The organism is Rhodococcus sovatensis, assembly GCF_037327425.1.
Lineage (GTDB): Bacteria > Actinomycetota > Actinomycetes > Mycobacteriales > Mycobacteriaceae > Rhodococcoides > Rhodococcoides sovatense.
On sequence record NZ_CP147846.1, the window covers coordinates 3,069,480 to 3,095,668 of the forward strand.

Genomic DNA, 26,189 nt, shown 5'->3' on the forward strand with positions numbered 1-26,189 from the left:
CCTCGTTGGGGGGCACGATCGTTACAGGCGTCGATCGTGAGCCCTCGAGAGGCAGCTGATCTGCACGATGCACCCGGGCAACGTCGCGGCGCCGCCCCGCGCCCACCCACACCTGCGAGACTGGGCCGAGCACCCCCGTTCCACGTCCAGTATCAGCACCGGTCCAATCTACAGGTCACCCAGTGGAGTTGACCAAAGCCAGGTGGTGCCGTCAGTCGAACAGCACACCGGATCAAGCAGTCATGTTCAGCGACGCGATGATCTTGGTGGGCCTGATGCGAACGACCAGCTCACCCGGGACTCCGTTACGTCTACCGAATTCCTCCGCTCGGTCGGCCCCCATGTACCGCTCGCCGATAGCTGTGGCTGTCCGCAGCAAGTCCGCGGGCTCCTCCGATGCGTCCGCAACCCCCTGGACCTGCACGAATGCATACGGCGGTTCTTCCAAGTCGACAGTCAGCACAACCCGCGGGTCACGTGCGATGGCCTTGCCCTTCGCGGTGTCCGCGCCAGTGTTGAACACGATCGCCTCGTCCTCTACGACGAACCACACCGGGGCTACGAGCGGGCGACCGTCCCGGGCGACGTAGCCCAGCTTGCCCGTCCTGGTCCCGTGGTCAAGAAACTCTCGAACGTCCGAATCGCTCAACGATGCCATGGTCGCGAACCTACCCTGCTGCCCCGACAATTCGCCGAGCTATACCGAGGTAGATCTCCACGAGTTCGGCGGGATTCAACGGTCCGTCCGGTCGATACCACCCTGCGACACCGACGCACATCGACGTCACCGCTCGCGATGCGTCCTCCACATGCCGGAGATCGAAGTCACCGGACTCGATGCCCGCCGCCACGATCCCGTCGAGCATGCGTTGTTGTTCGTCTCGTCGGCCGACATAGTGGGCCCGATTGGCAGGCTCCAAGCTGCGTATCTCGGTCGATCCCAGGAACGCCTGGTCCCGTCGATACATATGGAACAACAGCAGCGACCGAACGACAGCGTCGAAGCGTGCCAGCGGAGAAGAGCCGGCTCCGGACTCCGCCTGGCGGGACCGGGCGAGCAGCTCGTCCATCGACGCAGACATCAAGCCGACAAGCATGGCCTGCTTCGACGGATAGTGATGGTAGAGCCCCGGTACCGACAGACCGGCTCGGCCGGCAATCTCCCGCACCGACGTCCCGTGGTAACCCTGCTCGACGAATGCCGCCAGCGCAGCAGCGAGCGGAAGTGGCAGGTCCGCTTCCCCGTACACCTGCCACGCGGGCACCTCGCTCACGTCGGTGACCCACCGAACGTGATGGCTCCCGCCCGTACCGTAGCCAGCACCGGGACCGCGCGAAGGTCTTTGTTGCTCAGAACTGCCGGATGCTCGGCCAGGAGTACTACGTCTGCCGACATCCCCAGCTCGATGGAGGCCCTTCCGCCGCATGCGGCGGCAATCGCGATGTCGAGCGGCAACGCCTCCTCCGAATGCCACGGTGGCCGCTCGTCGTCGGTCCGCCATACGGCGTCGGCGATCGAGTCGAGGGGCGAAGGCGGACTGACCGGCGCATCGGACCCAAAGAGAAGCCGGGCCCCCGCTCGATGCAACGACCGGTAGGGGTACGCGATCGACCCTCGACCGCCCCAGAGTTCGTCCGCGACGTCGCGATCGCTGATCGCGTGCTGGGGCTGCACCGAAGCGCTGACACCCAAGGCGGCGAAGCGTTGCACGTCGGAGGCGACAAGCTGCTGCGCATGTTCGATCCGGCCACCGCCACCGACCCGCTCGAACGCGTCGAGTGCCAGTGAGTTGGCCCTGTCGCCGATCGCGTGGATCGCCGGCAGGATTCCACCTGAACGAGCGCTCGCCATGAGCGCGACGAGGTCCTCCGGCGTCTCGAGCAACACACCGCTCGAGCTTCCGCCGGGATAAGGATCGTGGCAACACGCGGTCCGGGTGTTGAGTGAACCGTCGAACATGACTTTGAGCGGTCCGAGTGCGACGTGCTCGGCGATGGCGTCGCCGGTGCGTGCGCCGAGGACGAGTTCGTGTTCCAGCCACTCCCGCCACACTGCGAAATGGATGTCGACCGCCGGTGCTGCGTGCTCGATACGTCGGCCCCACACTGCCCGGTTGTCCGCGTACTCGAAGTCGGTGACCGCGGTGATTCCGCGTCGCGCCAACTCGGCGGTTGCGGCGAGAGTGTCATGATCGCTGTCATCGATGTTCGTCAGCTTGTCGAGGGCGTTGAGTCCCTCCATGCACTCGTGGTCTCGGAGCACACCGGTCGGATGATCCATGCCCAGATCGGCCAGTAGAGCGGGACTGAGCCATAGCGTGTGCAGGTCCATGCTCGTGACGGCAACAGGTCGCCCCGGCAGCACGTTCTGCAGTACATCTTTGTGCGGTGCATCAGGCCACAGCGCATCTCGGAATCCCTGGGCTCGGAGAATCCCGTGACCGTGCCGTTCGTTGGACCGCGCGAGTATGTCGACGAGGTCCACTGCGGAATCCGCCCCGGAGACGTCGATCCGCGTCAAGGACGCCGCCCACTGCGTCAGGTGCAGGTGATTGTCGACGAACGAGGGAAGCAATGCGGCGCCCCCACCGTCGAGAACGTCTCCCTCGATCGGACGTGTCGTCGACTGGGCCGGCCCGACCTCGGCGATCTCGCCGCACACCGTCTGCACGTCGACGGCGTCTCCACCCGGAGCCAGGACCACGTTTCTGATCAACACACCCGGACTCTAGATCACCGTGGGCATGAGAACGTATGGCGGTGACACACGTCGAACAGGCCTACCACGCCACCATCACAGTCCGCTGGTCCGACATGGACGCCTTCGCCCACATCAATCACGCCAGAATGGTCACCTTGTTGGAGGAGGCTCGCATCGAATGGCTTCTCAGCGCAGGCGAAGCCAACGAGTCGCTGATCAAGAGCGCACTGATCGCGAACGTGAACATCTCGTACAAGAAGCCGTTGCGCCATTCCCACAGCCCGCTCGACATAGCCCTGTGGTTCGAGCAGGTGCGATCCGTCGACTTCACCATCGGCTACGAGGTGCGTCCATCCGGCGCAGCGGCCGATTCCGCTCCCGCGGTACTCGCGACCACTCAGATGGCGATGGTGGATATCGGCTCGGAGCGACTGCGCCGCATCACCGCCGAAGAGAAGGAGTTCCTGGCGAAATGGACGCGTCACCGCTCGTGATCGCGCCCACGTGCGACGAACCAATCCACCAGTTCCGGAGCGTCGACCGAGGTTCGGTCGAATGCACCTGACTGCTCGCGGCCCTGAAAAATCTTCTTGAGCGGGACTTCGAGCTTCTTCCCCGTTCTCGTATGCGGGATTCCAGGCGCCGCGATGATCTCGTCGGGAACGTGCCGCGCCGATGCGTGTTCGGTGATGACGTCCTTGATCTTCCGGCGGAGCTCATCGTCGAGTTCGGCGCCGTCGGCCAACACTACGAACAGAGGCATCCAGTAACCGCCGTCCTCGGATTCGACTCCCAACACCAGTGATTCGACGACTTCGGGCAACGATTCGACTGCCTGGTAGATGTCCGCGCTTCCCATTCTGATTCCGTTGCGGTTCAGCGTGGAATCGGACCTGCCGTGCACAAGGACACTCCCGTGTTCGGTGCGGGTGATCCAGTCCCCATGCCGCCACACTCCGGGGAAGCTGTCGAAATAGGCACTGCGATAGCGACTTCCGTCGACATCGTTCCAGAAGCGAATCGGCATCGACGGCATCGGCTGCGTGATCACCAATTCGCCGACGTCACCGAGAAGTGACTCACCGCGTTCACCGAACGAATCGAGTGCGACGCCGAGGTACGGCGCCGACAGCTCACCCGGCCACACCGGTACCGTCCGGACACCGCCGACGAACGCCGACACGACATCGGTGCCACCCGAGATCGAGAACACCGGAACATGCGCACCGACGTTGTCCGCCAACCAGATCGATGACGACGCGGGCAGCGAGGATCCGGTGATTCCGACAGCGCGAAGTGCACTCAGATCGTGTTCACTGGAGGGACGCGCACCAGCTTTCATGCAGGCCAACACGTAACCGGGACTCGTCCCGAGGAACGTCACCCGTCGTCGTGCCGCGATCGACCACAACGCGTCGGGTGACGGAAATCCGGGACTGCCGTCGAAACACACGATGGTGGCACCGACGAGAAGTCCTGCGACTTGGAAGTTCCACATCATCCAACTCGGGCTGGTGTACCAGAGGAACGTGTCCTCCGGCCCGATGTCGGACTGCAGTGCAACCGACTTCAGATGTTCGAGCAACACTCCACCGTGCCCGTGCACGATACCCTTCGGCAGACCCGTCGTACCCGAGGAGAAGACGACCCACAGCGGATGATCGAACGGCACCGGCGTCGACACCCATTCGTGTGCGCCGGAAGTGGCGTCTGTCCAGCTCGTCGACCCTTCGGCGACGTTGTCACCCACCTGGATCACCGACTCCACCGTCGCGAGTCCGGCACGCAGGGACGCCACATCGGCCTTCTTGTCGTGAAATTTGCCTCCGTAGGAGTATCCGTCGGCAGTGACGAGTACTTTCGGTTCCAGTTGACCCAAGCGGTCGAGGGCAGCCGAGGCAGAGTAGTCCTGACCGCATGCGGACCAGATCGCACCGACGGTTGCCGTCGCGAGAAACGCCACCACAGTCTCGGGGATATTGGGGAGGTATCCGACGACCCGATCGCCCGTACCCACTCCGGCCGAAGTCAGAGTCGCGGCGAGTGCGCCGACCTGGCGGGCCAGTTCGTCCCAGCTCAGCGCCCGCTCGGTGCCGTCCTCCGCGATGTACTCGATGGCGACTCCACCACGGTCGACGTGCCGCTTGACCTGGTCGACATAGTTGAGCTTTGCCCCCGGAAACCACTGTGCTCCCGGCATGTCGACACTGCCCAGCACTGCGGTCGGATCCTCGTCCGCGATGATGTCGAAGTAGTCCCACACCGCCTGCCAGAACTGCTCGAGGTTGTCTGTCGACCATGTCCACAGTGCCGTGTAGTCGTCGAAAGACACCCCGTACGTCTGCCCTACCTGCGTGGCGAAATCCGTGATGCGGGCGCTCTCGATATCCTCCGACGACGGCGTCCACTGTGGCTCGGTCATGGGGAGAGTATTCCTCGAGTCCACTCTTCACAACCGAGATGTGCGTTTACAACCCGGATCGACGTTGTAAACGAACACGGACGTTGTAGGAAGCAGGAAGTGTCGAGTGGTACGAACGAACCAGAATCCATCCACAGCTGCCCGGTTCATCCACAATCCCAGGTCAGGTGGTGGCAATGCGACGATCTCGACTGCACGATCGTCGCATGCACCCCGATTCGGACGGATTCTTCACGCGCACAGCAGCGTCGGCAGCTGGATACACCGACGCCGAGTTTCGCCGACTGGTCGACGCAGGCGAGATCAGGAAGATCGCCACAGGCATCTACTACCCCGCACGTGGGTACGACGGCCTGACGCCGACTGCTGTTCACCGACTCAGGGCGGTCGCCGCGGTCCGAGGCCGAACCGATCATGCCGTGAGCCACATCTCGGCAGCGGTGATGCATGGCCTCACGATGTGGAACACCGAGCTCGACCGGGTCCACCTCACTGCCGATAGGTCGACGGGCGGCCGAAAGACGTCGAGCGTTCACGTACACACCGCAGCTCTCACAACCGCGACCGTCGTAGAGATCGATTCGTTACCGGTCACCTCCCCTGCTCGCACGGTCATCGACACTGCCCGAATCGTCGATATGGATCACGCGGTGGTGATCGGAGATTCTGCACTCCGGAAGTACGCGATCACGACGGACGAGCTGACGGAGATTCTCGAGCAGAGTTCCAGACTGCACAACATCGCTGCGGCACGCCGCGCAGTCGCACGAATGAACGGTCTCAGCGAAAGCGCAGGCGAGACACTCAGCCGTCTGCAGATGATCGACCATGACATGCCTACGCCGTCGCTGCAGTATCGGGTGCCGGGTCTGAATTTCCGGGTCGACTTCTTCTGGCCACAATTTCGGATCATCGGCGAGTTCGATGGAATGGCCAAGTACGGCGGGCGTGCGGAGACACTTGCGCGCGAGAAGGAAAGGGAAGACGCCCTTCGTGACGAGGGGTACGTAGTATTCCGCTGGACTTGGAAGGACTTATGGAGCTTCCATGACGTGTACATGCGATTCGAACGAGCGAAGGCTCGCGCTCTCACACACTGAATACGCGTTCACAACACGAATGACGGTTGTAGACAGCCGAAGCGGTTGTAAGAGTCAGATGAGGTCCAGCGACCGCTCGCGCATTTCCACCTTGCGCACCTTTCCGGTGACCGTCATGGGAAATTCGTCGACGACGTGAACGTATCGCGGGATCTTGTAGTGCGCCAATTTGCCGGCGGAAAACGCCTTGACCGCGTCGGCGTCGAGCGGCGCCGCGCCGTCCTTCATCCGAATCCAGACCATCAGTTCCTCGCCGTACTTGGCGTCGGGAACGCCGATCACCTGCGCGTCGAGGATATCGGGGTGGGTGTACAGGAACTCTTCGATCTCCCGCGGATAGACATTCTCGCCTCCGCGGATGACCATGTCCTTGATCCGTCCGGTGATCGACACGTAGCCGAGGTCATCCATGACGCCGATGTCGCCGGTATGCATCCATCCCTCGCCGTCGATCGCCTCGGCTGTCTTCTCCAGCTGTTCCCAGTACCCGAGCATGACCGAATAACCACGGGTGCAAAGTTCCCCGGACTCTCCGCGGGGCAGCGTCCTATCGTCGACCGGATCGACGATCTTCACCTCGAGATGCGGCCCAACGGCACCCACCGTCGACACTCGCTGCTCGATGGAGTCCTCGCTCCGAGTCTGCAGCGACACCGGCGACGTCTCGGTCATCCCGTAACAGATCGAGACCTCCGACATTCCCATTCGCTCGATGACCTGCTTCATCACCTCGGTCGGGCACGGCGAACCGGCCATGATTCCGGTACGCAGAGTACTCAGATCGAACGAATCGAACTCGGCCAGCGCGAGTTCGGCGATGAACATCGTCGGCACCCCGTACAGCGAGGTGCACCGTTCCTGCTCGACGGCGGTCAACGTCGATGCGGCGTCGAAAGCCGGGCCTGCGATGACGATCGCAGCGCCATGGCTGGTGCACGCGAGATTTCCCATCACCATGCCGAAGCAGTGATAGAACGGCACCGGAATGCAGACACGGTCGGCCGAGGTGTAGTGGCACAGCTCGCCGACGAAGTAGCCGTTGTTCAAGATGTTCCGATGACTCAACGTGGCGCCCTTGGGGAATCCTGTTGTCCCGGAGGTGTACTGGATATTGATCGGATCGTGCGCGTTCAACGTCGCTTGCACGTCTGCCACCATCGAGGGATGTTCGGCTATCGCGCGGTGCCCTCTGTCGGTCATCAGTTCCCAACCGAAGCTGCCGATATACACGACTTCGCGTAGGTCGGGTGCCTCGGTGCGCGCTTCGTCGATCATCGCGGCGTAGTCCGAGCCCTTGAACTCCTGTGCCGACAGCAGCACCGATACTCCGGCCTGTTTCAGCACGAAACGCAACTCGTGCGTCCGATACGCCGGATTGATATTGACCAGAATCGCACCGATCTTCGCAGTCGCGTACTGGGCCAGAACCCATTCGGGACAGTTCGGGGCCCACATCCCTACGCGGTCGCCACGCCCCACGCCTTTCACGAGCAAGCCGGCCGCCAACAATTCGACGTCCGCGAGAAACTCCGAGTAGGTCCATCGTCGAGCTGACGACACGTCGATCAGTGCGTCGCGTCCAGCGTGCGCAGCGGCGGCCCGATCGAGATCTGCGCCGATAGTGTCCTCGAGAAGCGGCGTCGACGAACTTCCCGACGAAAAACTGAGACTCTCCATACCGGCCAGGGTAGTGACCTGAGTCACGCTACTCTACCCCCGGAAAGGGGTGCTACTCGATGGTCAACGCCTCCGACGACTCGAGCGCTTCAGCACGCGAGGTGTCTTTGAGAGCGACGCCGGATCTACCCAACTTCCGCGCACCGGAGATCAAACCCGCAACGATCTTCGCCGACTGCTGATACCCGAGGCCTTCCGGAGGATGAATGTTCGAGATGCAGTTCCGATCGGCATCGGACTTCCCGGGCGCGGGTAGGTGAGTGAGATAGATCCCGAGGCTGTCCGCCACCGAAAGACCTGGTCGCTCCCCGATCAGCACAACGACGGTACGCACACCCATCGCCTCGGCGATATGGTCACCGAGCGCTACTCGGGCCTCTGTCGCAATCACAGGTGGCGCAATCGAATACGTGTCCGACAGCTCCGCCACCAGCGCTTCGAGCATCGACGAACCGTGATCCATCAACGCTCTCGGTGACAAACCGTCGCTCAGGACGAATCCGAGATCGAAGTCGCCCTTGTCGATCGACGACAGGTCGTCGGGGGTGCGACCCAGATCCGGCCTACGCAGGTACTCGGCCCTCGACGTCGCCTTCGACGTCACGACAACGGGCGCGCCGACGCCCACCTTCTCCACGTCCGCCGCGAACTTCTCGACCTCGAGCGGCATGTGGACCGCGTCTCGTGCTGCCGCGTGTGCGGACCTGAACTCCAGCACCCGACGAGTCGGTAGGGAGTCACCGGTGCGTCCGAGCCCGATCCGGGCCTGAGTGCTCAGGCGGAGCTCATCCCACAGCGCGCTGTCCGGACGCTTCGGTTCGAGTTCGTTCATCGCGCACCGGTCAGCGCCCGAAGCGGTGAGCCCACGGCGTCGACGTCGAGGATCCGTCCAGTGGAATCGACCATCCCGAGGCGATCGAGCCACGCAGCGAATTCGGGTGCCGGCTTCAACCCCAGTACCTGCCGTACGTACAGGACGTCGTGGAAGCTCAGACTCTGGTACCCGAGCATTACATCGTCGGCGCCGGGCACCGCGATGACGAAGGCAACCCCTGCGGCCCCCAACAGTGTGAGCAGGGTATCCATGTCGTCCTGGTCGGCTTCGGCGTGGTTGGTGTAACAGACGTCGACGCCCATCGGCAGACCGAGAAGCTTGCCGCAGAAGTGATCTTCCAGGCCTGCACGAATGATCTGCTTACCGTCGTACAGATACTCCGGGCCGATGAATCCGACGACCGTGTTGACCAACAACGGCTCGAGATCTCGACACACCGCGTACGCACGAGTTTCCAACGTCTGTTGGTCGACAGGCTTTCCGTCCATACCCAGGTGCGCGCCCGCACTCAGCGCCGACCCCTGCCCCGTCTCGAGGTACATGACGTTGTCTCCGACCGTTCCACGATGCAGGGAGCGGCCTGCCTCGTTGGCCTCGCGGAGTAGCGAAACATGCACGCCGAAACCGGAATTCGCACCCTCGGTGCCGGCAACGGATTGGAAGACGAGATCGACGGGAACTCCCTTGCCGATCAACTCCATCGTCGTCGTCACGTGCGAGAGCACGCACGACTGCGTCGGGATCTCGAAACGCTGTCGAATGTCGTCGAGCAGGTAGAGCAGATCCGATGTGGCGTGCGGAGAATCGGTCGCGGGATTGATCCCGATGACCGCGTCGCCGGACCCGAGTAGAAGGCCGTCGAGCGTCGCGGCGGCGATTCCACGTGGATCGTCGGTCGGGTGGTTCGGCTGTAACCGCGTGCTCAATGTCCCCGGCAATCCGACGGTCGTCCGAAAAGTCGCTGTCACCTCGGCAGCCCGTGCAACCGAGATCAGGTCTTGATTGCGCATGATCTTGCTGACAGCGGCGACCATCTCGGGCGTCAACCCCGCTGCGACGGACCGAAGGATCGACGCCGAATCCGGCGATGCGGCGGCGTCGAGCAGCCAATCCCGCAGCCCGCCGACGGTCAGGTGCTTCACGGCACCGAATGCGGTCCGGTCGTGCGAGTCGATGATGAGCCGGGTGACCTCGTCGGTCTCGTACGGAACGAGCAGATCGTGCAGGAACACGTCGAGAGACACCTCGGACAGTGCCCATTGTGCTGCGGCCCGTTCTGCATCGGACTGCGCAGCGCAGCCGGCCAGTTCGTCGCCGGAGCGCAAGGGCGTTGCCTTCGCCATCAGTTCGACGAGGCCGTCGAACTGATAGGTCGTGCCGGATACCGACTGTGTATAGATGCTCATTCGAGTTCGGCTTCTGCTTCCGCGAGTGCGGCGAATTCTTCGTCCGGTGAATTCGCGACGAGATGATGACGGCTGTAGACGCCGAAGTACACCATGAATGCCGCGAAGACCGCGAGGCACCACAGCGCGGCGGTGCTGTCCACCAGGAAGGTCGCAACCACCGCGAGAGCTGCGATGACGAGGGCGAATCCGGTGGTGGCAATGCCGCCCGGGGTGCGGTACGGACGCTCCATGTGCGGTTCCTTGCGACGCAGCACGATGTGGCTGACCATCATCAGAACGTAACTCAATGCAGCGCCGAACACGGCCATATTCAGCAGCATCGCGCCCTGACCGGTGAGCGAAAGCAGAAACCCGATGACGCCCGGGACGATCAGCGCAAGGGTCGGAGCCTTGCGAGAGTTGGTCACCGACAGCGTCTTCGGCAGGTAGCCGGCACGCGACAGTGCGAACAGCTGCCTCGAGTACGCGTACATGATCGAGAAGAAGCTCGCGATCAGTCCTGCGAGCCCGATGTAGTTGACGACCTTCGCGGCCGAGCTGTCACCGAGAGCCTCGACCAGCGGATTGCCCGACGCCTGCATCGCCTCCGCGCCACCTGCTCCGGTGACGAGGAAGAGCACACCTGCACCGGTCACGAGGAGAACAGCCATGGCCGCGATGATTCCTCGCGGAACGTTCTTGGTTGGGTCCTTCGCTTCCTCGGCTGCCAACGGCACACCTTCGATCGCCAGAAAGAACCAGATCGCGAACGGAACAGCCGCCCAGATTCCGAGATATCCGAACGGCAGGAAGCTCGATGCACCCGCGGCGTCGGTCGGAGCGATATCGGTCAGGTTGGCCGAGTCGAACTGGCCCACCGCCGACAACGCGAAGATCACCAGGCCTACGAGTGCGATCGCGGTGATCACGAACATGATCTTGAGAGCTTCACCCGCGCCGGCGAGATGGATCCCGATGAAGATCGCGTACACGGCGAGATAGACCCACCACCCGTCGGTGATTCCGAAGAGCCCGAGAGACTCGACGTAGGCACCGATGAAGGTCGCAATAGCTGCCGGCGCGATGGCGTACTCGATGAGAATCGCTGTCCCTGTTGCAAATCCGCCCCACGGTCCGAGCGCGCGACGCGCGAACGTGTAGCCACCGCCCGCCGCCGGCAGCGCCGAGGACATCTCGGCCATGCCGAGCACCATCGCTAGATACATGCCGGCAATGACGATTCCCGCGATCAACAGACCGCCGAACCCGCCCTGCTCCAAACCGAAGTTCCAGCCCGAGTAGTCACCCGAGATGACATAGCTGACGCCGAGGCCGGCGAGCAGAACCCAACCCGCGGTTCCCTTCTTCAACTGACGTTTCGCCAGATATTCGCTTCCTTCGACGTGGGACTCGGTCCCGTCGTGGTGGGCGCCTGTTGGTTTGGTGGACATGTCCGGCCTCTCTCGAAGCAGTCAGCTCGTAATCGCCCGGGGGGAAGCGAATCGAATCAAGATATGCCCGCGGTGTAAGCGCGGAGTGATCGAAATATGACGACAGGATTACAGCGCTACCAGTCCGGTGCGGCGCCGATCGCAGGCGCCTCCGGCGCCAGTGGCGCGGTTGAGTGCACTGCAATGCACTTAACCGCGCCACTGGGGCGGAGCATCTACCCCTGGAGCATTCCCGGAACCGGACACGCATCCACCGCTTCTGCGACGACGAGAACGTCGCGTGGAACCGGCGGCCTGCGTCCCTCTTCCCAGTCGACGCCTACCAGTGGCGCCGTGTTTTTCAGTGCGTCGTTCTCCTCCGGGGTGAACGCGCGCCCTCGGCTGAGAAACCGCAGACCCTCCGGTGTCTCGAGGGAGAAGCCGGATCCACGCCCGGGCACGACGTCGAGGACCATCTGCGTGTGCTTCCACGCCTCGAACTGCGAACCCGAAATCCACACCGGCACTGCGTCGTCACCGTCGGGAAGATCGTCAGGGATGTCATCGACACCGAGACGAAGATCGAGCAGCCCGAGCAATACGTCCCGGTCTCCGACGATGAACTCGCCTGCGGGATAACACATCGGTGACGACCCGTCACAGCAACCGCCGGACTGATGCATCATCAGTGCGCCGTGGATACCGCCGAGGCGACGGAGAAGCTCCATCGCCCCGGCGGTGGCTCGCAGACGCGCCGGTGCAGCCGGAGCTGGACCCGACCCGTCAGGCATCAGAAGAAGCCCTGGGCCTTCTGCGCGTAGCTGACAAGAAGGTTCTTCGTCTGCTGGTAGTGATCCAGCATCATCTTGTGATTCTCGCGGCCGATGCCCGACTGCTTGTATCCACCGAAGGCAGCGTGCGCCGGGTACTGATGGTAGGTATTCGTCCACACCCGACCGGCCTTGATGTCGCGACCCGCACGATAGGCGACGCCCCCGTCTCGCGACCACACGCCTGCACCCAGTCCGTAGAGGGTGTCGTTGGCGATGGAGATGGCCTCGTCGTAGTCCTTGAACGATGTCACCGAGACGACCGGTCCGAAGATCTCCTCCTGGAAGATGCGCATGTCGTTCTTGCCGGTGAAGATCGTGGGCTGAACGTAGTAGCCGCCGTTGAGGTCTCCGCCGAGCTGAGCACGCTCACCGCCGGTGACGACCTGCGCACCCTCGCCCTTGCCGATCTCGATGTAGGACAGGATCTTCTCGAGCTGATCGTTCGATGCCTGGGCACCGATCATCGTGTCGGTATCGAGCGGATTGCCCTGTCGCACAGCCTTGGTGCGGATCGCTGCGAGCGCGAGGAACTCGTCGTAGATGTCTGCCTGGATGAGCGAACGCGACGGGCAGGTGCACACTTCACCCTGGTTGAGGGCGAACATCGTGAAGCCTTCGAGTGCTTTGTCCTGGTAGTCGTCGTTGGCCGAAAGAACATCGGAGAAGAAGACGTTGGGGCTCTTGCCGCCGAGCTCGAGGGTGACCGGAATCAGGTTCTGCGAGGCGTACTGCATGATCAGTCGTCCGGTGGTGGTCTCGCCGGTGAACGCGATCTTGGCGATACGCGGGCTGGACGCGAGGGGCTTGCCGGCCTCGGTACCGAACCCGTTGACGACGTTGAGCACTCCAGCGGGAAGCAGATCACCGATGATCGAAATCAGGTGCAGAATCGATGCGGGTGTCTGCTCGGCCGGCTTGAGGACGACAGCGTTTCCGGCTGCCAGCGCGGGGGCGAGCTTCCATACCGCCATGAGGATCGGGAAGTTCCACGGAATGATCTGGCCGACGACACCCAGGGGCTCGTGGAAGTGGTACGCGACTGTGTCGGAGTCGATTTCGGACAGCGAGCCTTCTTGCGCACGGATGCACCCGGCGAAGTAGCGGAAGTGATCGACGGCCAACGGGATGTCGGCGTTGAGAGTCTCGCGAATCGGCTTGCCGTTGTCCCAGGACTCGGCGAGCGCGATCGACTCGAGGTTCTCGGCGATACGATCGGCGATCTTGTTGAGAATCACGGCGCGCTCTGCTGCGGAGGTCTTGCCCCATGCAGGTGCCGCGGCGTGTGCGGCATCGAGTGCGAGCTCGATGTCCTCGGACGTGGAGCGAGCTACCTCGCAGAAGTTCTCACCGGTGACGGGAGTCGGGTTCTCGAAATACTGGCCCTTGACCGGTGGTACCCACTCGCCGCCGATCCAGTTCTCGTAGCGCGGCTGGAACGACATGACCGAATTCTCGGTACCGGGGCGGGCGTAAACAGACATCTAGGACTCCTTCTGATCAACAGAACTGATGTGATTCAGAACACTAGAGCCTGCAACGTTGCAACTACGTTGCTGCACCGCGTGCAGCTATGACATAGCGACTCATGCACGCGACTATCAGACGCCCAGCTGTCGATCGAGCAGGTCTATACGAGCGTTGACCTGGCCGTACAGGGCGGAGTCGCGACTCAGAGTCGCCCGGTAGGCCTCCCAGGCGATGACGTCGGCCCGGCCGTGAATCGACGACGTCCACTGCGCGAGCAGGACGGGGTCACCCACCCGCAGCAATGCCGCTTGAACGCGCGAGCGGAGTTCCTCGCGAATCTCCTCGATGCCGGGCGCCGAAGATCCCGGCAGAACCGGACCGGTGTAGATCCGCAGCGCTGCTTCCACATCGCCGCGGTCCAGGGCACGGCGAATGTCGCCGACGTCGGAATTCAGCTCCCCCACCAGGCGATAGGGACGTGACGCGAGACCTGCCGAGCCGAAGGCCTTCCGCAACCGTGACATCTCCGCACGGATGGTGACCGAGTCCAGCTCGTGCTCGTCGAGTAGCACCGCGAGGTGATCCGAACTCAGTCCCTCCGGGTGGTCGGCGAGCAGAAGGAGGATCTCGGCATGACGCTGCGACAGCGAGACGCGACCGGAACTCCGCACCACCCCCGGCTTACCGGATCCGAGTACTTCCAAGCGAGGGGCCGTGTCCCCCAGCGACTTCGGCGAGTTCATCAGATGCACACGCAGCTCCGATTCCGCTGCTGCGACCGTGGCACGGATCAACGAGAGCACCTCTGGCACCGCCACACGCGGTCCGCCCGTGATATCGATAGCGCCCAGGATTTGACCACTGGTCGGGTGGTGCACAGGTGCAGCCGAGCAGCTCCACTCGTGGACGGATCGGCTGAAGTGCTCCGCAGCGAATATCTGCACACAGTGATCGACGGCGAGAGCAGTTCCAGGAGCATTGGTCCCTTTGCTCTCCTCGCTCCAGTCGACGCCCTCCGCAAAATTCATCGAACTGGCACGGTCTTTCGCGGCGGAATCGCCCTCGACCCACAGTAGGCGACCTTCGGCGTCCGAGATCGCGACGAGCAGGCCGGTATCGGCTGCATCTTCGACGAGCAGCTTGCGGATGACGGGCCTGATGATCGACATCGGATGGCCATCGCGGTATCGATCGAGTTCGGCGCCGGAGAGGACGACCGAGTCGTCACCGCCGTCCGGGTCCACGCCTTGCGTTCTGCTTCGCAACCAGGAATCGAGAACCACAGAGCGAACGCTGTCCGATGGTGACCTGTCCTCGACGAACGACCGATGCGCGGTCGTCATCCGTCGAGCAAGGACATCGATGTCCTCACCAGGGCGAACAGCAACCCACGGGTTGCCCTGCCCCCGGATTCTTCCAGTCATCACACAGCTACCTCTTCTGGCGCGGTCACCCTACTGTAACGCAGCTCACACACGCAGAATACAACCCCTTCTTCCCCGGTGGTTGAGCGCCGAGGCCGAAGGGCCTGCCTTCGGTCAGCGCTTCTTGTTCGTCGCGGAAATGTCGATGCTCGTGTCGCCGGACGCCTTCGTCTTCTTGTCCGCGCGCTTCTCCTTCAACGACTTTCCGGACTTCTTGGTCATGGAATTGCGAGGAGACTTATCAGACATCGGGTTAGCCCCATTCTCTGCGCGCCGTGAATGGCCCGCAGACCACGAACCTACGCCACCGTGCCCCGCATGATGTCCGCTCCGCGTTCGGCGAGCATGATCGCCGTCGCGTGTGGTCCTCTCGTCGGTACGACAGGAAATGCCGAAGTGTCGAGAACGTACAGACCGTCGATCCCCCGGACCCGGCACGAATCGTCGAGCACCGAGCTGTCGTCGCCCATCGCGCAACTACCGGACAGATGAAGCGAGGTCCCGAGCCGCCCGAGCAACGGATCGCCGACGACGGTTGCGAGCGGCGCGACGCCACCGATCATCTCGCCGACCACATCGAGGCCGGCCGACAACGCCGATCGATCCGATTCGGTCTCCAGATATCGATAGCGCACGAACGGTGTATCGCAGGGATCGGCGGTCCGTAGAGTGATATCGCCTCGACTCTCCGGTCGCATCAATCCGACGCCTATCATCGGGTCGCCGTTTTCGAGTCCTGGAATCATTCGGTCGAACGGTACCGAGTACGGACGTATTTCCAGATCGTCGACGTGAAGGACTGCCTCGAGCGGCGATTCACCGGCCTCCGCGTCCGAGACCTGATAGTAGACACCGACTTCCGGATGATCGCTGAACCCTCGACCCACTCGAGGATGGTCGATCTTCACCGAAACACCTTTCTCGACAAGGTGTCTCACCGGTCCGACACCCGACAACATCAACAGCTGCGGTGTACGAACCGCCCCTGCGCACAGGACTACTCGTTCTGCCTTCAAATGCTCGACCGACTGTCCGCGCGCGACGGTGACTCCGCTCGCTTTCATCCCGTCGAACGTCACGGCGAGGACACGTGCCCCATCGACGACAGTCAAGTTGGTGCGGCTCAATGCCGGAAGGAGGTATGCAACAGCAGCATTGGTGCGTACGCCACGAAAGATGTTGCGCGGCACCGGTCCGACGCCACCGGCGGATACGGGTGAATTCTTGTCCGAGTCGTCCGCAAAACCGGCGCTGTGTGCCGCATCGACGAACATCTCGGTGATCGGAGACCTCGAGTTCTCTGCGACACGCGAGACGGGCATCGGCCCCGCCTCGCCGTGGAAGCTTCCGGAGAAGTCCGTGTCGTTCTCGAGCTTGCGGTAGTACGGGAGGACGTCGTCGAAGGACCACGACTTCGGCCACGCGTCGAAGTCCGTGGGTCGCGCGCGGATGAAGTAGCCGCCGTTCACTGCCCCAGACCCTCCGAGTACGCGGCCCCGCGCCACGGTCCGTGTGAGCGTCGGGGTCAACTCGGCGAGGTAGGTATCGACCCAGGCACTCTGCGGCCCGATGGGCAGAATGCGTGCATCGAGAATGTCCTGCGGTACGTCGCCGAGCGAACCGAACCCCGATCCCGCCTCGAGCAGCATCACCGAACACGATGGGTCCTCGCTCAACCGGGCCGCGACGACCGATCCGCACGACCCGCCACCGACGACGATCACGTCCACGGCACGGGCAGTGCTCATGTGTCCATTCGTGGCGTCAGCGCCTTGACGCTTCGCGCGTTCACAGCTCCCGACCACAGTCCTGCTCCGTAGGCGACGTCGTCGATTCGCTTGAAAAATGCGTACCGAACCGGATCGAGTCCACCTAGTTCACGATGGTTGTACCAGTCCGACAACGCTTCTGCCACCGCAAGTCCCAGGGCGATCTTTCGAATCCGACTGGACAGAATTACCGCGAGGAGCGTGATCGGCCAATAATGGCGACACAGGGCGGATGCGAGCTGCCACATACCTCCGATGAAACCCTCGGTCGCAAGTATCGCTGCGATCCGAGTGGGTTGATCGAGCCCTACGAACATTTTGCGGAGGCGGCCGATGGTGACGCCGAGCGTCAACAGCGCTCCGAGCAGACCGAACTTGGTGAAGCTCACAGCGAGCAAACATGCGACCAGCGTCCACGGGGACATCGAGATCGGCGGAACCATTCCCGGGTGCCGTTCGGCGAGCGGGCTCGCACCGGTGCCGTAGAACAGCTTGCGTCCGAACCAGCGGCCGAATGTCACCCGGTGGTCGTGCGCCACGTGGGCCACCGGTTCGTAGCGCAGACGCCACCCCGCTTCCTGCAACCTCCAGCAGAGGTCGACGTCCTCGGCCACGTGCATCGACTCGTCGAACCCGCCGCACTCCTGCGCCACCTGTCTACGAATCAACATCGCAGCACTCGGCACATAGGACACCGAGCTTCCCGCTCGCACTGCAGCCTCTTTGCGTCCCAGATCCAGGGACGACCGCGCGTGCTCGTACCTCGCCAGCGCATTGCCCTCGGGTTCCAGCGCCACGATTCTCGGTGCTACGAGAGCGACGGCCGGATCGGAGAAATGGCCGAGCATCACCTCGAGCCATCCCTTGCGCGGCACGACGTCGGAGTCCAGAAAGGCGACGAAATCAGTTGTTGCACTGCGAAGTCCGGTGTTTCGTGCCGCCGCGGGCCCTCGCGAGGTCGCGTGACGTAGTACCGTCACCCCGCCGACGCTCCAGGCCATAGGCGGGGCCTTGACCGGATCGTCCGAACCGTCGTCCACGACGATCACGTTCAACCCGTGCAGCGCCGGCAGCAGCCTACTGAGCCCTGCAGCGTTGTTCTTCAAGGGCACGACCACCGTCACATCACGCGGGGACGGAATCGACATCGGTCGGGGGTTGGCGACACCCGAATCGAGCAACTTCCGAGCGACGAGCGCGGACTGCGAATCGGTTACCTCGAGAAATCCGTCGCCGATCATGGCCGCAGCCGTCGGGGCAAGCTTGAGCATCCGTGTCGGAGATCCGCCAATCAGAACGCGACCGTCCGAGTAAGTTCGTACCCGAGGATCGACGCGCACCCCGAAGCCATCAGGCAATCGTCCTTGACCCATCAGGTGATCGTAAGCGGACATCGCGGCGAAGTGTTATCGACCGCCGGAGAAAACAAGGAACATACCGAGAACCCGTTTCGACGCCCGTTTCCGGACTCCCGGATCAGGTCAACATTCCTCGGGGAGACGGCACCCATCGCCGCAGGACAGCGGCTGTGCGGGCACACATATCGGCGAAAATCACCTCGCCCTCGGATGCGCTGGACCCACGCGGGTCACCGAGCACGCCGTTGGGTGCCACAGCCCGCACCCCTCCGTCCCTCAGCCGCGGAAGGAGGTCTCCGAGTGCGTCGGTGTTGCCCACCTCGACACGCGAGACGTCCACGACGTCCGGTGAAAGCCAGAGCAGCAGCGACGTTTCGGTCCGCCCTGCGTGGGCATCGGCGTCAGGCACCGCGCACGGGACCCACGCAACGTCTCGACCTTCGTAACGCAGTAGCTCCACGGCGGCGGTCAGGGTGGCGATGTTCCCTCCGTGGCCATTGACGAACAACACCCGGTCCGCCCACGCGCACGCAGATCGCCCGTACTCGACGAGCACCGATCGAAGCGCGTCGGCGCCGATGGATATCGTCCCCGGAAATCCCGCGTGCTCACCGCTGGAACCGTAGGCGATCGACGGTGCGAGCACCACGTTCGTCAGACGCTGCGCAACGGCTTCCGCAATCCGAGTGTCGGTGTCGAGCGGAAGGTGCGGGCCATGTTGCTCGAACGAACCCAACGGGACGACGACCGTCACGGACCCGTCGACAGTCGGCCACGCTCTCGGTCCGAGTTCGTCGAACCCGGGGCGGACATCGTCGTTCTTCGGCACCGGCCGATGGTATCTCTCCGTCCGGTGGACCGATCTTCACACAGCCGAAACAATGTCCCGCTAGTGTCGCGTGTTTGAATTGGTTTGACAGTGTCGGGATGCGAAAATGAGGGATGCGAATCGCACCTCTCGGGTTGATCGACGGCGACAGGGACAAGCTCGAAGCGATCTTGCGGGCACCGACCGCGCCTGCAGGGTTGGCGTTGCGGGCGAGGATCGTGTTGCTCGCCGCCGATGGGGTGTCGAATTCGGAGATCGCACGCAGGTGCGGCGTTTCGCGTCCGACGGTGATCACCTGGCGTGGACGGTACGGCGAACGAGGCATCGACGGCCTGTCGGACCTGCATCGATCGGGCCGGCCGCGGACGCTCGATCACTCGGCGATCGTGACAGCGACGTTGATGCCGCCACCGAAGAAACTCGGTGTCACACATTGGAGTTCGAGGTTGCTAGCCGACCATCTCGGGATAAGTTTCTACGCTGTAGCCAACGCTTGGCGTGAGTACGGTGTGCAGCCGTGGCGGGCGGAGACGTTCAAATATTCCACCGACCCGGAGCTCGTCGCCAAGGTCCACGATGTCGTCGGTCTGTACCTCGATCCACCCGAGAACGCGATCGTATTGTCACTGGACGAAAAGTCCCAGATCCAGGCCCTCGACCGCACCCAACCGATGCTCCCGATGCAGCCCGGTTCGGTCGAGAGGCACACCCACGACTACAAACGACATGGCACCACAACACTGTTCGCAGCACTCGATATCGCCACCGGCAAGGTCACCGCCTCCTGCAAACCGCGCCACCGCAGTACCGAATACCTGGCGTTCCTCAAACAGGTCGCACGGGCCTACCCCAGCCAGGAGCTGCACCTGATCGCCGACAATTACGCCACCCACAAGACCCCCGAAGTCAAAGCCTGGCTAGCCGAGAACCCCCGCATCGCAGTCCATTTCACTCCGACATCAGCGTCGTGGCTCAATCTCGTCGAAGTGTGGTTCGGGGTCATCCAACGTCAAGCACTCGGCCGCGGCGTCTTCACCTCCGTCACCGATCTGACATCGAAAATCCGTGCGTTCATCAACGGCTGGAACACCCGCGCCACACCATTCGTCTGGACCAAAACCCCGGAGGAAATCCTCAAGAAAGCGACCCGTAAAACGACTTCAAACACGAGCCACTAGCGTGCCCGTTGTGTAACGGAAGGAACCTGACATGCCACCACGTCGGCGATCGGTACTCCTGGCGAAGTTGAGTATCAATGAACCCGGAGGTAGGCAGTCGACCATTCTCGACGAACTACGCAGAGTAATTCTCTCCGGCGACGCACCACCGAACACGCCCATTCCGCTCAACGAGGTAGCAGAGGTCTTCGGTGTCAGTCGAATACCGGTTCGCGAATCATTGAAGACTCTCATCGGTGAAGGATTGGTGGATCACCGACCCAATCTCGGATATACCGTGGCACAACTCACCTCCGCCGAACTGCGGGAGATGTACATCGTCAGAGAGGTACTGGAAACAGCTGCGTTGGCAACTGCCGTCGAACTCGCGACGGACAGCGACCGAGAACAGGCGATCGAGGCCAATCGCTTACTGGAGGAATCGATTTCCGCCGACGATCCCCGCGAGTACCACCGCAGGAGTCGTCAATTCCACATGTCTCTGACCAATCCGTCGCGAATGAAGCGACTCCTCCATATGCTGGAATCGGCCTGGAACATCACCGAACCCATTCAACCCATGGTGCACGTCGCGGGGTCGGACCGGGCATCGTTGCATTCGGATCATCGCACGATGCTCGAAGCATTTCTCGACCGCGATTCGGACGCATTGTTGGAGATCGCTCAATCGCATTCAGGAAGACTCAATACGGTGATCTCGTCCATCACGAGTGAATCGGGACTCTTGGCGGATCCGACGGCCGACTGAGCCGGATGAAAGATATATCCATGTCGTCACGCAGGTGCAACACTTCGTCGCTACCTTTTGTTTCGCCGGTCTTCACCACCGTGGAGTGGACCGATTCATTCTCTCCAGGAGTGGAGCCCTGCGGCTCCACGCTAGGCATCAGGAGCATCGATGACAGATACAGCGAACGGCCCCCTATCGCCCTCTGCTGAGCCGAGCGGCGACTTGGTAGAGGCCGCGGGCCATCCGGTCGGCGGCGGGTTGATCAAGGACAGCTACGACCCACGGCTGACGAACGAGGACCTCGCACCGCTGAAGAAGCAGACGTGGACCTCCTACAATCTCTTCGCGTTCTGGATGTCCGACGTTCACTCCGTCGGCGGATACGTCACGGCAGGAAGCCTGTTCGCACTTGGCCTTGCGAGCTGGCAGGTGCTCATCTCGCTCCTCGTCGGCATCTCGATCGTCTACTTCTTCTGCAATCTGGTCGCCAAGCCCAGCCAGGTCTCGGGCGTGCCGTATCCGGTGATCTGTCGCGCATCGTTCGGAGTACTGGGCGCCAACATCCCGGCAATCATTCGCGGCCTCATCGCCGTTGCCTGGTACGGCATTCAGACATTCCTCGCATCTGCGGCACTCGACATCGTCCTCATCAAACTCTTCCCAAGCCTTGCCCCGTATGCCGTGACTGCCGACTATGGTTTCGCCGGTCTCTCGGCGCTCGGGTGGGCGAGTTTCCTGTTCCTCTGGGTACTGCAGGCCGCCGTGTTCTGGCGGGGCATGGAATCGATTCGCAAATTCATCGACTTCTGCGGACCTGCGGTATATGTCGTCATGTTCGCGTTGTGCGGTTACCTGATCTGGAAGGCAGGCTGGGGCGCAATCGATCTCAACCTCGGTGAAGTCGAGTACACGGGATTCAGCGCAGTTCCCGTCATGCTCGGTGCGATCGCGCTCGTCGTCTCCTACTTCTCCGGACCGATGCTCAACTTCGGCGACTTCTCTCGCTACGGCAAGTCCTACGCGGCGGTCAAGAAGGGCAACTTCCTCGGCCTGCCGGTCAACTTCCTCGTCTTCTCCATCCTCGTCGTCGTCACCGCGTCGTTGACGCTGCCGGTCTTCGGCGAACTCATCACCGACCCTGTCGAGACCGTCGCTCGAATCGACAGCACGTTCGCCATCGTGCTGGGCGCGCTCACCTTCACGATCGCCACGATCGGCATCAACATCGTCGCCAACTTCATCTCTCCCGCATTCGACTTCTCCAATGTCAGCCCCCAGAAGATCAGCTGGCGTGCAGGCGGCATGATCGCAGCGGTCGGTTCCGTGCTCATCACGCCGTGGAACCTGTACAACAACCCGGATGTGATCCACCTGACGCTCGAGACCCTCGGTGCGTTCATCGGACCACTGTTCGGCGTACTGATCGCCGACTACTACCTGGTGCGCAAGCAGAAGGTAGTAGTAGACGAACTGTTCACGATGTCGCCGGCCGGAAAATACTGGTACTCCAAGGGATACAACCCGGCGGCCGTCTACGCCACGATCGTCGGTGCATTGCTGGCCATGTTCACCGTGCTGTTCAACGGTGCAATCGACGGCATGGAGATCGCCGGGATGGCGACCGCGTCGAAGTACAGCTGGTTCATCGGCTGCGGCGTCGGATTCGCCCTCTACTACTATCTGGCGACCAAGACCAAGCTCGCAGTGACCAATCACCTCGACGCGCCGGTGAAGGCATAGGATCCGGCCCGTGCTCATCAAGGTCGTCAACCCGAACACCACGCTGTCGATGACCGCAACGATCGGAGAGTGTGCCCGGGCCGTCGCAGGCCCGGGCACACTCGTCGACGCGGTCAGTCCGTCGATGGGGCCTGCCTCCATCGAGTCTCACGTGGACGAAGCCCTCAGTGTCCCCGGAATTTTGGAGCAGATCGCGCTCGGCGAAGCTCAGGGCGCCGACGGTTACGTCATCGCATGCTTCGGTGACCCAGGCATGGACGCTGCGCGCGAGGCGGCGACGGGCCCGGTCGTCGGAATCGCGGAAGCTGCGATGCACGCCGCGAGTTTTCTCGGTCGCGGCTTCTCCGTAGTGACGACGTTGGGCAGAACCACCGGACGTGCCTGGGACCTTGCCGAACACTACGGACTGTCCCGCCACTGTCGCGGGGTCCACGCCTGCGAGATTCCGGTTCTCGAATTGGAGACCGACCCAGACGCCAGAAAGATCATCACCGAAGCGTGCCGAGATGCCATGGAGAGGGACGGCAGCGACGCCATCGTCCTCGGGTGCGCCGGTATGGCCGACCTCTGTGGGCACATCTCGTCGGAGATCGGCGCACCCGTCGTCGACGGGGTAGCAGCAGCGACGTTGTTCGTGCAGTCGCTCGTGACTATGGGTCTGCGCACTGGGAAGCGTGCGGAGTTCGCCGCTCCCCCACCCAAGAAGTACTCAGGACTGTTGGCCGGCTTCGGAACCGACTGACCCGCCCCGCCCGCCGCAGTGGCGCGGTTAAGTGCACGCCAGTGCACTTAACCGCGCCACTGGGGCGGAGCCCCATCAATCACGAGACCGGAGCCGTCACTTCACAGCATCCACCTCGACCTCCACAAGCCACCCTTGCACGGGGAGCGAAGCAACCTCGAGGGCGAACCGTGACGGTCGCGCTGAATTACGCTCGATGGGTGCCGAGGGCTCCGCGGTACCCATCGGCACGAGCTCTGTCGCATCGGTATCGAGATTGGTGTTCGCGAAGAACTGGCGATAGGCGCGGTTCCAGCCCGCATAGTCGGCACGATCGGTACCAGGTGCATTGTCGAGGAACACACGCATCGTCACGACATCCTCGAGTGCATAGCCCTGATCTTCGAGGTTGTCGCGGATCTTCTTCAGCACGCCGATTCCCTGAGCCTCGGTGACCGTCACACCGGACGGCAAGGTCCCACCCGAGAACTGTTCGGTGTCGATGTACGATTCCGGACTTCCTTCTGCCGCATCGTCGTTCAGCGCTGTCGGTCCGATTCCACTGGACTTGTAGACTGTTGCATCACCGGAGATTTCGACGCCCTGCGCGATCATCGGATTCGCTTCACCCGGCTCGATGACCGATCTGGCCCCAGAGGCGGATTCGGTGTCGGCAGGCGCCGCATCCGAATCCGACGAGCACGCCGCGGTGAACAGGATTGCCCCGGCAGCGAGCGCGGCGGCGAACGAACGTGTGTTCTTGGACAAGAGAGATTTCCTTTCGAGGGACGAACAGGGATCAGGACGCGGTGACACGTTCGTGAATGGAAGTGACGACGTCGCGCGCGGAGGTGAAGGCGCCGTGCTGCCAGGCGATGGCGTTGGACAGGTGATCTCCCGCGAAGTAGATGTGCTCGACGGGCTTCAGGAGCGTGGAGTATTCGGCCGTCGCGACACCGCCGTGCGAATCTCCGGCCCCCGCCCACGACACCCATGCGCTCTCGGAGTACTTCGTTCGGCGCCAACTTCCGGAGAACGACGAGCTGATGTCCTTGGTGTACTTGTCACCGTGGATCATCGATCCTTCGGCAACCGCCTTCGCCAGACGCTGTTTGTGCGTGAGGGATTCGAATGCCTGATGCCGCTTACCCGTGTTGTAGTAGGCGACGACGACACCGCGATCCGAGTTGTAGTGGTCGTACGGGAACATGATCTGAGATATGTCCATGTCGGTGTTGCTGGCGCCGCCGTAGATGCGCTCGTCGGTCTCCCACCACCGTCGCGAGTACTCGATGCCCATCTTCCCGGACGGTGTCGCTTTGGCCGCTTTCAACGCGAGCAGGACCTCGGCGGGCAGGTTGTTGTCCAGTCGCGTGACGAGGGCAGGCGGGATGGTGCAGATGACGTAGTCGGCCGAGATCGATTCCATCGAACCGTCTTTGGTGTATTCCACCGTCGCGCCGTCGGACGTGTTGTTCAGTGCCGTGACCTCGGCCCCGTAGACGATGTTGTCCTCGCCGATGGCGTCGGAGAACGCGTAGTAGATCCGATCCATGCCCCCCACCGGGCTGAACATCAGCATCGCCTGGTCGTAACCGAACTCGAAGCTGAAGTTTCTTCCGATGCCGCTCTGGATCACGTCGGACATGCCGTAGGGCTTGGTCTCGTCACCGAAGTTCAGGCCTGCACCCGGCTCCGAGCTGTATCCGCGACGAGTGGACCCGATGTAGCGCCCGTCGTCGGAGAGGTCGCCGAAGCTGGACAGGAACTCAGACAGAGCGTCCTTGTCATCGGGGGTCAGGACGTCGTCGAGAGCACCTCTACTGGCAGCCTTCTGCAGCAACTCCGACATGTAGCCGTAGGTATCGGCCTTGGCCGCGCGGTAGGACACCGACTGCTGATTCAACGCAGTGCTGCTCTTGTAGTTGACCAGTGTGTTCGCGTTCTGGTTTCCGAATGTCTGCAACTCGACGCCGAGTTCTTTGCAGTAGTCCATCGTGATGTGGCTCTGCGGGATTCGTGTTGCACCGATGTTGTAGAAGTGTCCGTCGGAGAAGGTACATTTCTGGGTCTCCCCGTTGAGGTCGGTCTCCTCGGCTCCTCCGCGGATGGACCACACTCGCCCGCCCGGCCGCTGACGCGCCTCGAGGATCGTCACGGCGTATCCGGCCTTCTGCAGCTCGTACGCTGAGCAGAGACCAGCAGGCCCGCCGCCGAGAACAACGATCTTCGGGCTTCCTTCGACCCTTCCGATCAGGTCGGCCATCGCGGGCGACTGAAACCGCTTGGGCGCCGCCGCGGCCGATGGCGCAAGACCGATCGTCGACATCGCTCCGTAGGCGAGTCCTGCACCGCCTGTGACACCCAGGCCACGCATGAACGATCTCCGTGTAACTGCCATGTGTTCTTCCACTCCTTATGCCGGCTCGCACTCGTACTCCCGGCCGACATCGGCTGGTTTCGAGTTCGGTCAATCGTGGAATGCCGAGAATTCGGGAATGCGTACCGTGCGAAACGTTCGTCGAATTATCGGGTGAGAACGTCGGTATCGACTCGTGGTGAGTTCTCACTCACTTGAATTCAGGCG

General features: G+C 62.5%; 23 protein-coding genes. 6 read left to right on the forward strand and 17 right to left on the reverse strand.

The window, feature by feature from the left end:
* Positions 1 to 232: 232 nt before the first annotated feature.
* The 3 genes from WDS16_RS14110 to WDS16_RS14120 are packed head-to-tail and all read right to left on the reverse strand — an operon-like array spanning position 233 to position 2,719.
* Positions 233 to 658, reverse strand: coding sequence for a PPOX class F420-dependent oxidoreductase (locus WDS16_RS14110; protein ID WP_338885887.1), 426 nt, complete (start codon positions 656 to 658; stop codon positions 233 to 235).
* 10 nt (positions 659 to 668) lie between these two features.
* On the reverse strand, positions 669 to 1,265 hold the full coding sequence (locus WDS16_RS14115) for a TetR/AcrR family transcriptional regulator (protein WP_422395832.1): 597 nt from the start codon (positions 1,263 to 1,265) through the stop codon (positions 669 to 671).
* Between the two features lie 5 nt (positions 1,266 to 1,270).
* Positions 1,271 to 2,719, reverse strand: coding sequence for an amidohydrolase (locus WDS16_RS14120; RefSeq protein ID WP_338885889.1), 1,449 nt, complete (start codon positions 2,717 to 2,719; stop codon positions 1,271 to 1,273).
* Between the two features lie 41 nt (positions 2,720 to 2,760).
* Between WDS16_RS14120 and WDS16_RS14125 the strand changes: the two genes are divergently transcribed.
* Complete coding sequence (locus WDS16_RS14125) at positions 2,761 to 3,195, forward strand: thioesterase family protein (protein ID WP_338885890.1); 435 nt, start codon at positions 2,761 to 2,763, stop codon at positions 3,193 to 3,195.
* On the opposite strand, the gene WDS16_RS14130 is transcribed toward WDS16_RS14125, so the two are convergent.
* On the reverse strand, positions 3,183 to 5,123 hold the full coding sequence (locus WDS16_RS14130) for an acetoacetate--CoA ligase (protein ID WP_338885891.1): 1,941 nt from the start codon (positions 5,121 to 5,123) through the stop codon (positions 3,183 to 3,185). The two genes, WDS16_RS14125 and WDS16_RS14130, sit on opposite strands and share 13 nt — an antisense overlap.
* A 206-nt stretch (positions 5,124 to 5,329) precedes the next feature.
* Here WDS16_RS14130 and WDS16_RS14135 point away from each other — a divergent pair, with 206 nt between their 5' ends.
* Entirely contained in the window at positions 5,330 to 6,223 is an 894-nt protein-coding gene (locus tag WDS16_RS14135; RefSeq protein ID WP_338885892.1) for a type IV toxin-antitoxin system AbiEi family antitoxin domain-containing protein, read from the forward strand.
* 54 nt (positions 6,224 to 6,277) lie between these two features.
* Here the strand turns inward: WDS16_RS14135 and WDS16_RS14140 are convergent, their stop codons facing one another.
* The 11 genes from WDS16_RS14140 to mftE all read right to left on the reverse strand — a co-directional run bounded on the left by WDS16_RS14140 (position 6,278) and on the right by mftE (position 19,233).
* Positions 6,278 to 7,900: an AMP-binding protein gene (locus WDS16_RS14140; RefSeq protein ID WP_338885893.1), complete on the reverse strand. Its 1,623-nt coding sequence runs from the start codon at positions 7,898 to 7,900 to the stop codon at positions 6,278 to 6,280.
* 52 nt (positions 7,901 to 7,952) lie between these two features.
* On the reverse strand, positions 7,953 to 8,732 hold the full coding sequence (gene eutC / locus WDS16_RS14145) for an ethanolamine ammonia-lyase subunit EutC (RefSeq protein WP_338885894.1): 780 nt from the start codon (positions 8,730 to 8,732) through the stop codon (positions 7,953 to 7,955).
* Entirely contained in the window at positions 8,729 to 10,141 is a 1,413-nt protein-coding gene (locus tag WDS16_RS14150) for an ethanolamine ammonia-lyase subunit EutB (RefSeq protein WP_338885895.1), read from the reverse strand. The genes eutC and WDS16_RS14150 overlap by 4 nt, the downstream gene beginning before the upstream one ends.
* Positions 10,138 to 11,574, reverse strand: coding sequence for an ethanolamine permease (gene eat / locus WDS16_RS14155; RefSeq protein ID WP_338885896.1), 1,437 nt, complete (start codon positions 11,572 to 11,574; stop codon positions 10,138 to 10,140). Before eat ends, WDS16_RS14150 begins: the two co-directional genes overlap by 4 nt.
* Before the next feature lie 215 nt (positions 11,575 to 11,789).
* Complete coding sequence (locus WDS16_RS14160) at positions 11,790 to 12,281, reverse strand: DUF779 domain-containing protein (RefSeq protein ID WP_338893441.1); 492 nt, start codon at positions 12,279 to 12,281, stop codon at positions 11,790 to 11,792.
* A gap of 62 nt (positions 12,282 to 12,343) precedes the next feature.
* A complete protein-coding gene (locus tag WDS16_RS14165) occupies positions 12,344 to 13,867 on the reverse strand; it encodes an aldehyde dehydrogenase family protein (RefSeq protein ID WP_338885897.1) in 1,524 nt (507 codons plus the stop codon).
* A gap of 117 nt (positions 13,868 to 13,984) precedes the next feature.
* A complete protein-coding gene (locus WDS16_RS14170; RefSeq protein WP_338885898.1) occupies positions 13,985 to 15,277 on the reverse strand; it encodes a transcriptional regulator in 1,293 nt (430 codons plus the stop codon).
* A gap of 114 nt (positions 15,278 to 15,391) precedes the next feature.
* Positions 15,392 to 15,526 (reverse strand): hypothetical protein, encoded by a 135-nt coding sequence (locus WDS16_RS14175; RefSeq protein WP_338885899.1) that lies wholly within the window; start codon positions 15,524 to 15,526, stop codon positions 15,392 to 15,394.
* A gap of 50 nt (positions 15,527 to 15,576) precedes the next feature.
* On the reverse strand, positions 15,577 to 17,025 hold the full coding sequence (gene mftG, locus WDS16_RS14180) for a mycofactocin system GMC family oxidoreductase MftG (RefSeq protein ID WP_338885900.1): 1,449 nt from the start codon (positions 17,023 to 17,025) through the stop codon (positions 15,577 to 15,579).
* Entirely contained in the window at positions 17,022 to 18,419 is a 1,398-nt protein-coding gene (gene mftF, locus WDS16_RS14185; RefSeq protein WP_338893443.1) for a mycofactocin biosynthesis glycosyltransferase MftF, read from the reverse strand. The genes mftG and mftF overlap by 4 nt, the downstream gene beginning before the upstream one ends.
* Positions 18,420 to 18,522: 103 nt before the next feature.
* Entirely contained in the window at positions 18,523 to 19,233 is a 711-nt protein-coding gene (mftE, locus tag WDS16_RS14190) for a mycofactocin biosynthesis peptidyl-dipeptidase MftE (protein ID WP_338885901.1), read from the reverse strand.
* Positions 19,234 to 19,346: 113 nt separating this feature from the next.
* Here mftE and WDS16_RS14195 point away from each other — a divergent pair, with 113 nt between their 5' ends.
* The 4 genes from WDS16_RS14195 (at position 19,347) to WDS16_RS14210 (ending at position 23,623) form a co-directional block, all read left to right on the forward strand.
* Positions 19,347 to 20,411, forward strand: coding sequence for an IS630 family transposase (locus tag WDS16_RS14195; RefSeq protein ID WP_338885902.1), 1,065 nt, complete (start codon positions 19,347 to 19,349; stop codon positions 20,409 to 20,411).
* Positions 20,412 to 20,442: 31 nt separating this feature from the next.
* Positions 20,443 to 21,159 carry a GntR family transcriptional regulator gene (locus WDS16_RS14200; RefSeq protein WP_338885903.1) on the forward strand — a complete coding sequence of 239 codons (717 nt, stop codon included), beginning with the start codon at positions 20,443 to 20,445 and terminating at the stop codon, positions 21,157 to 21,159.
* A 150-nt stretch (positions 21,160 to 21,309) separates the two neighbouring features.
* Positions 21,310 to 22,881: an NCS1 family nucleobase:cation symporter-1 gene (locus WDS16_RS14205; RefSeq protein ID WP_338885904.1), complete on the forward strand. Its 1,572-nt coding sequence runs from the start codon at positions 21,310 to 21,312 to the stop codon at positions 22,879 to 22,881.
* A 10-nt stretch (positions 22,882 to 22,891) separates the two neighbouring features.
* A complete protein-coding gene (locus WDS16_RS14210; RefSeq protein WP_338885905.1) occupies positions 22,892 to 23,623 on the forward strand; it encodes an aspartate/glutamate racemase family protein in 732 nt (243 codons plus the stop codon).
* Between the two features lie 96 nt (positions 23,624 to 23,719).
* Here the strand turns inward: WDS16_RS14210 and WDS16_RS14215 are convergent, their stop codons facing one another.
* Positions 23,720 to 24,370: a Rid family hydrolase gene (locus WDS16_RS14215; RefSeq protein ID WP_338885906.1), complete on the reverse strand. Its 651-nt coding sequence runs from the start codon at positions 24,368 to 24,370 to the stop codon at positions 23,720 to 23,722.
* Positions 24,371 to 24,401: 31 nt separating this feature from the next.
* Complete coding sequence (locus WDS16_RS14220; RefSeq protein WP_338893445.1) at positions 24,402 to 25,979, reverse strand: flavin monoamine oxidase family protein; 1,578 nt, start codon at positions 25,977 to 25,979, stop codon at positions 24,402 to 24,404.
* Positions 25,980 to 26,189 lie beyond the last annotated feature (210 nt).

Bases quoted from the DNA above. Each gene is read 5' to 3' on its own strand.
- WDS16_RS14110 (WP_338885887.1), bottom strand. From the start codon at position 658: ATGGCATCGTTGAGCGATTCGGACGTTCGAGAGTTTCTTGACCACGGG.
- WDS16_RS14130 (WP_338885891.1), bottom strand. From the start codon at position 5,123: ATGACCGAGCCACAGTGGACGCCGTCGTCGGAGGATATCGAGAGCGCC.
- WDS16_RS14135 (WP_338885892.1), top strand. From the start codon at position 5,330: ATGCACCCCGATTCGGACGGATTCTTCACGCGCACAGCAGCGTCGGCA.
- WDS16_RS14140 (WP_338885893.1), bottom strand. From the start codon at position 7,900: ATGGAGAGTCTCAGTTTTTCGTCGGGAAGTTCGTCGACGCCGCTTCTC.
- eutC (WP_338885894.1), bottom strand. From the start codon at position 8,732: ATGAACGAACTCGAACCGAAGCGTCCGGACAGCGCGCTGTGGGATGAG.
- WDS16_RS14150 (WP_338885895.1), bottom strand. From the start codon at position 10,141: ATGAGCATCTATACACAGTCGGTATCCGGCACGACCTATCAGTTCGAC.
- eat (WP_338885896.1), bottom strand. From the start codon at position 11,574: ATGTCCACCAAACCAACAGGCGCCCACCACGACGGGACCGAGTCCCAC.
- WDS16_RS14160 (WP_338893441.1), bottom strand. From the start codon at position 12,281: ATGGAGCTTCTCCGTCGCCTCGGCGGTATCCACGGCGCACTGATGATG.
- WDS16_RS14165 (WP_338885897.1), bottom strand. From the start codon at position 13,867: ATGTCTGTTTACGCCCGCCCCGGTACCGAGAATTCGGTCATGTCGTTC.
- WDS16_RS14170 (WP_338885898.1), bottom strand. From the start codon at position 15,277: ATGACTGGAAGAATCCGGGGGCAGGGCAACCCGTGGGTTGCTGTTCGC.
- WDS16_RS14175 (WP_338885899.1), bottom strand. From the start codon at position 15,526: ATGTCTGATAAGTCTCCTCGCAATTCCATGACCAAGAAGTCCGGAAAG.
- mftG (WP_338885900.1), bottom strand. From the start codon at position 17,025: ATGAGCACTGCCCGTGCCGTGGACGTGATCGTCGTCGGTGGCGGGTCG.
- mftF (WP_338893443.1), bottom strand. From the start codon at position 18,419: ATGGGTCAAGGACGATTGCCTGATGGCTTCGGGGTGCGCGTCGATCCT.
- WDS16_RS14195 (WP_338885902.1), top strand. From the start codon at position 19,347: ATGCGAATCGCACCTCTCGGGTTGATCGACGGCGACAGGGACAAGCTC.
- WDS16_RS14200 (WP_338885903.1), top strand. From the start codon at position 20,443: ATGCCACCACGTCGGCGATCGGTACTCCTGGCGAAGTTGAGTATCAAT.
- WDS16_RS14205 (WP_338885904.1), top strand. From the start codon at position 21,310: ATGACAGATACAGCGAACGGCCCCCTATCGCCCTCTGCTGAGCCGAGC.
- WDS16_RS14220 (WP_338893445.1), bottom strand. From the start codon at position 25,979: ATGCGTGGCCTGGGTGTCACAGGCGGTGCAGGACTCGCCTACGGAGCG.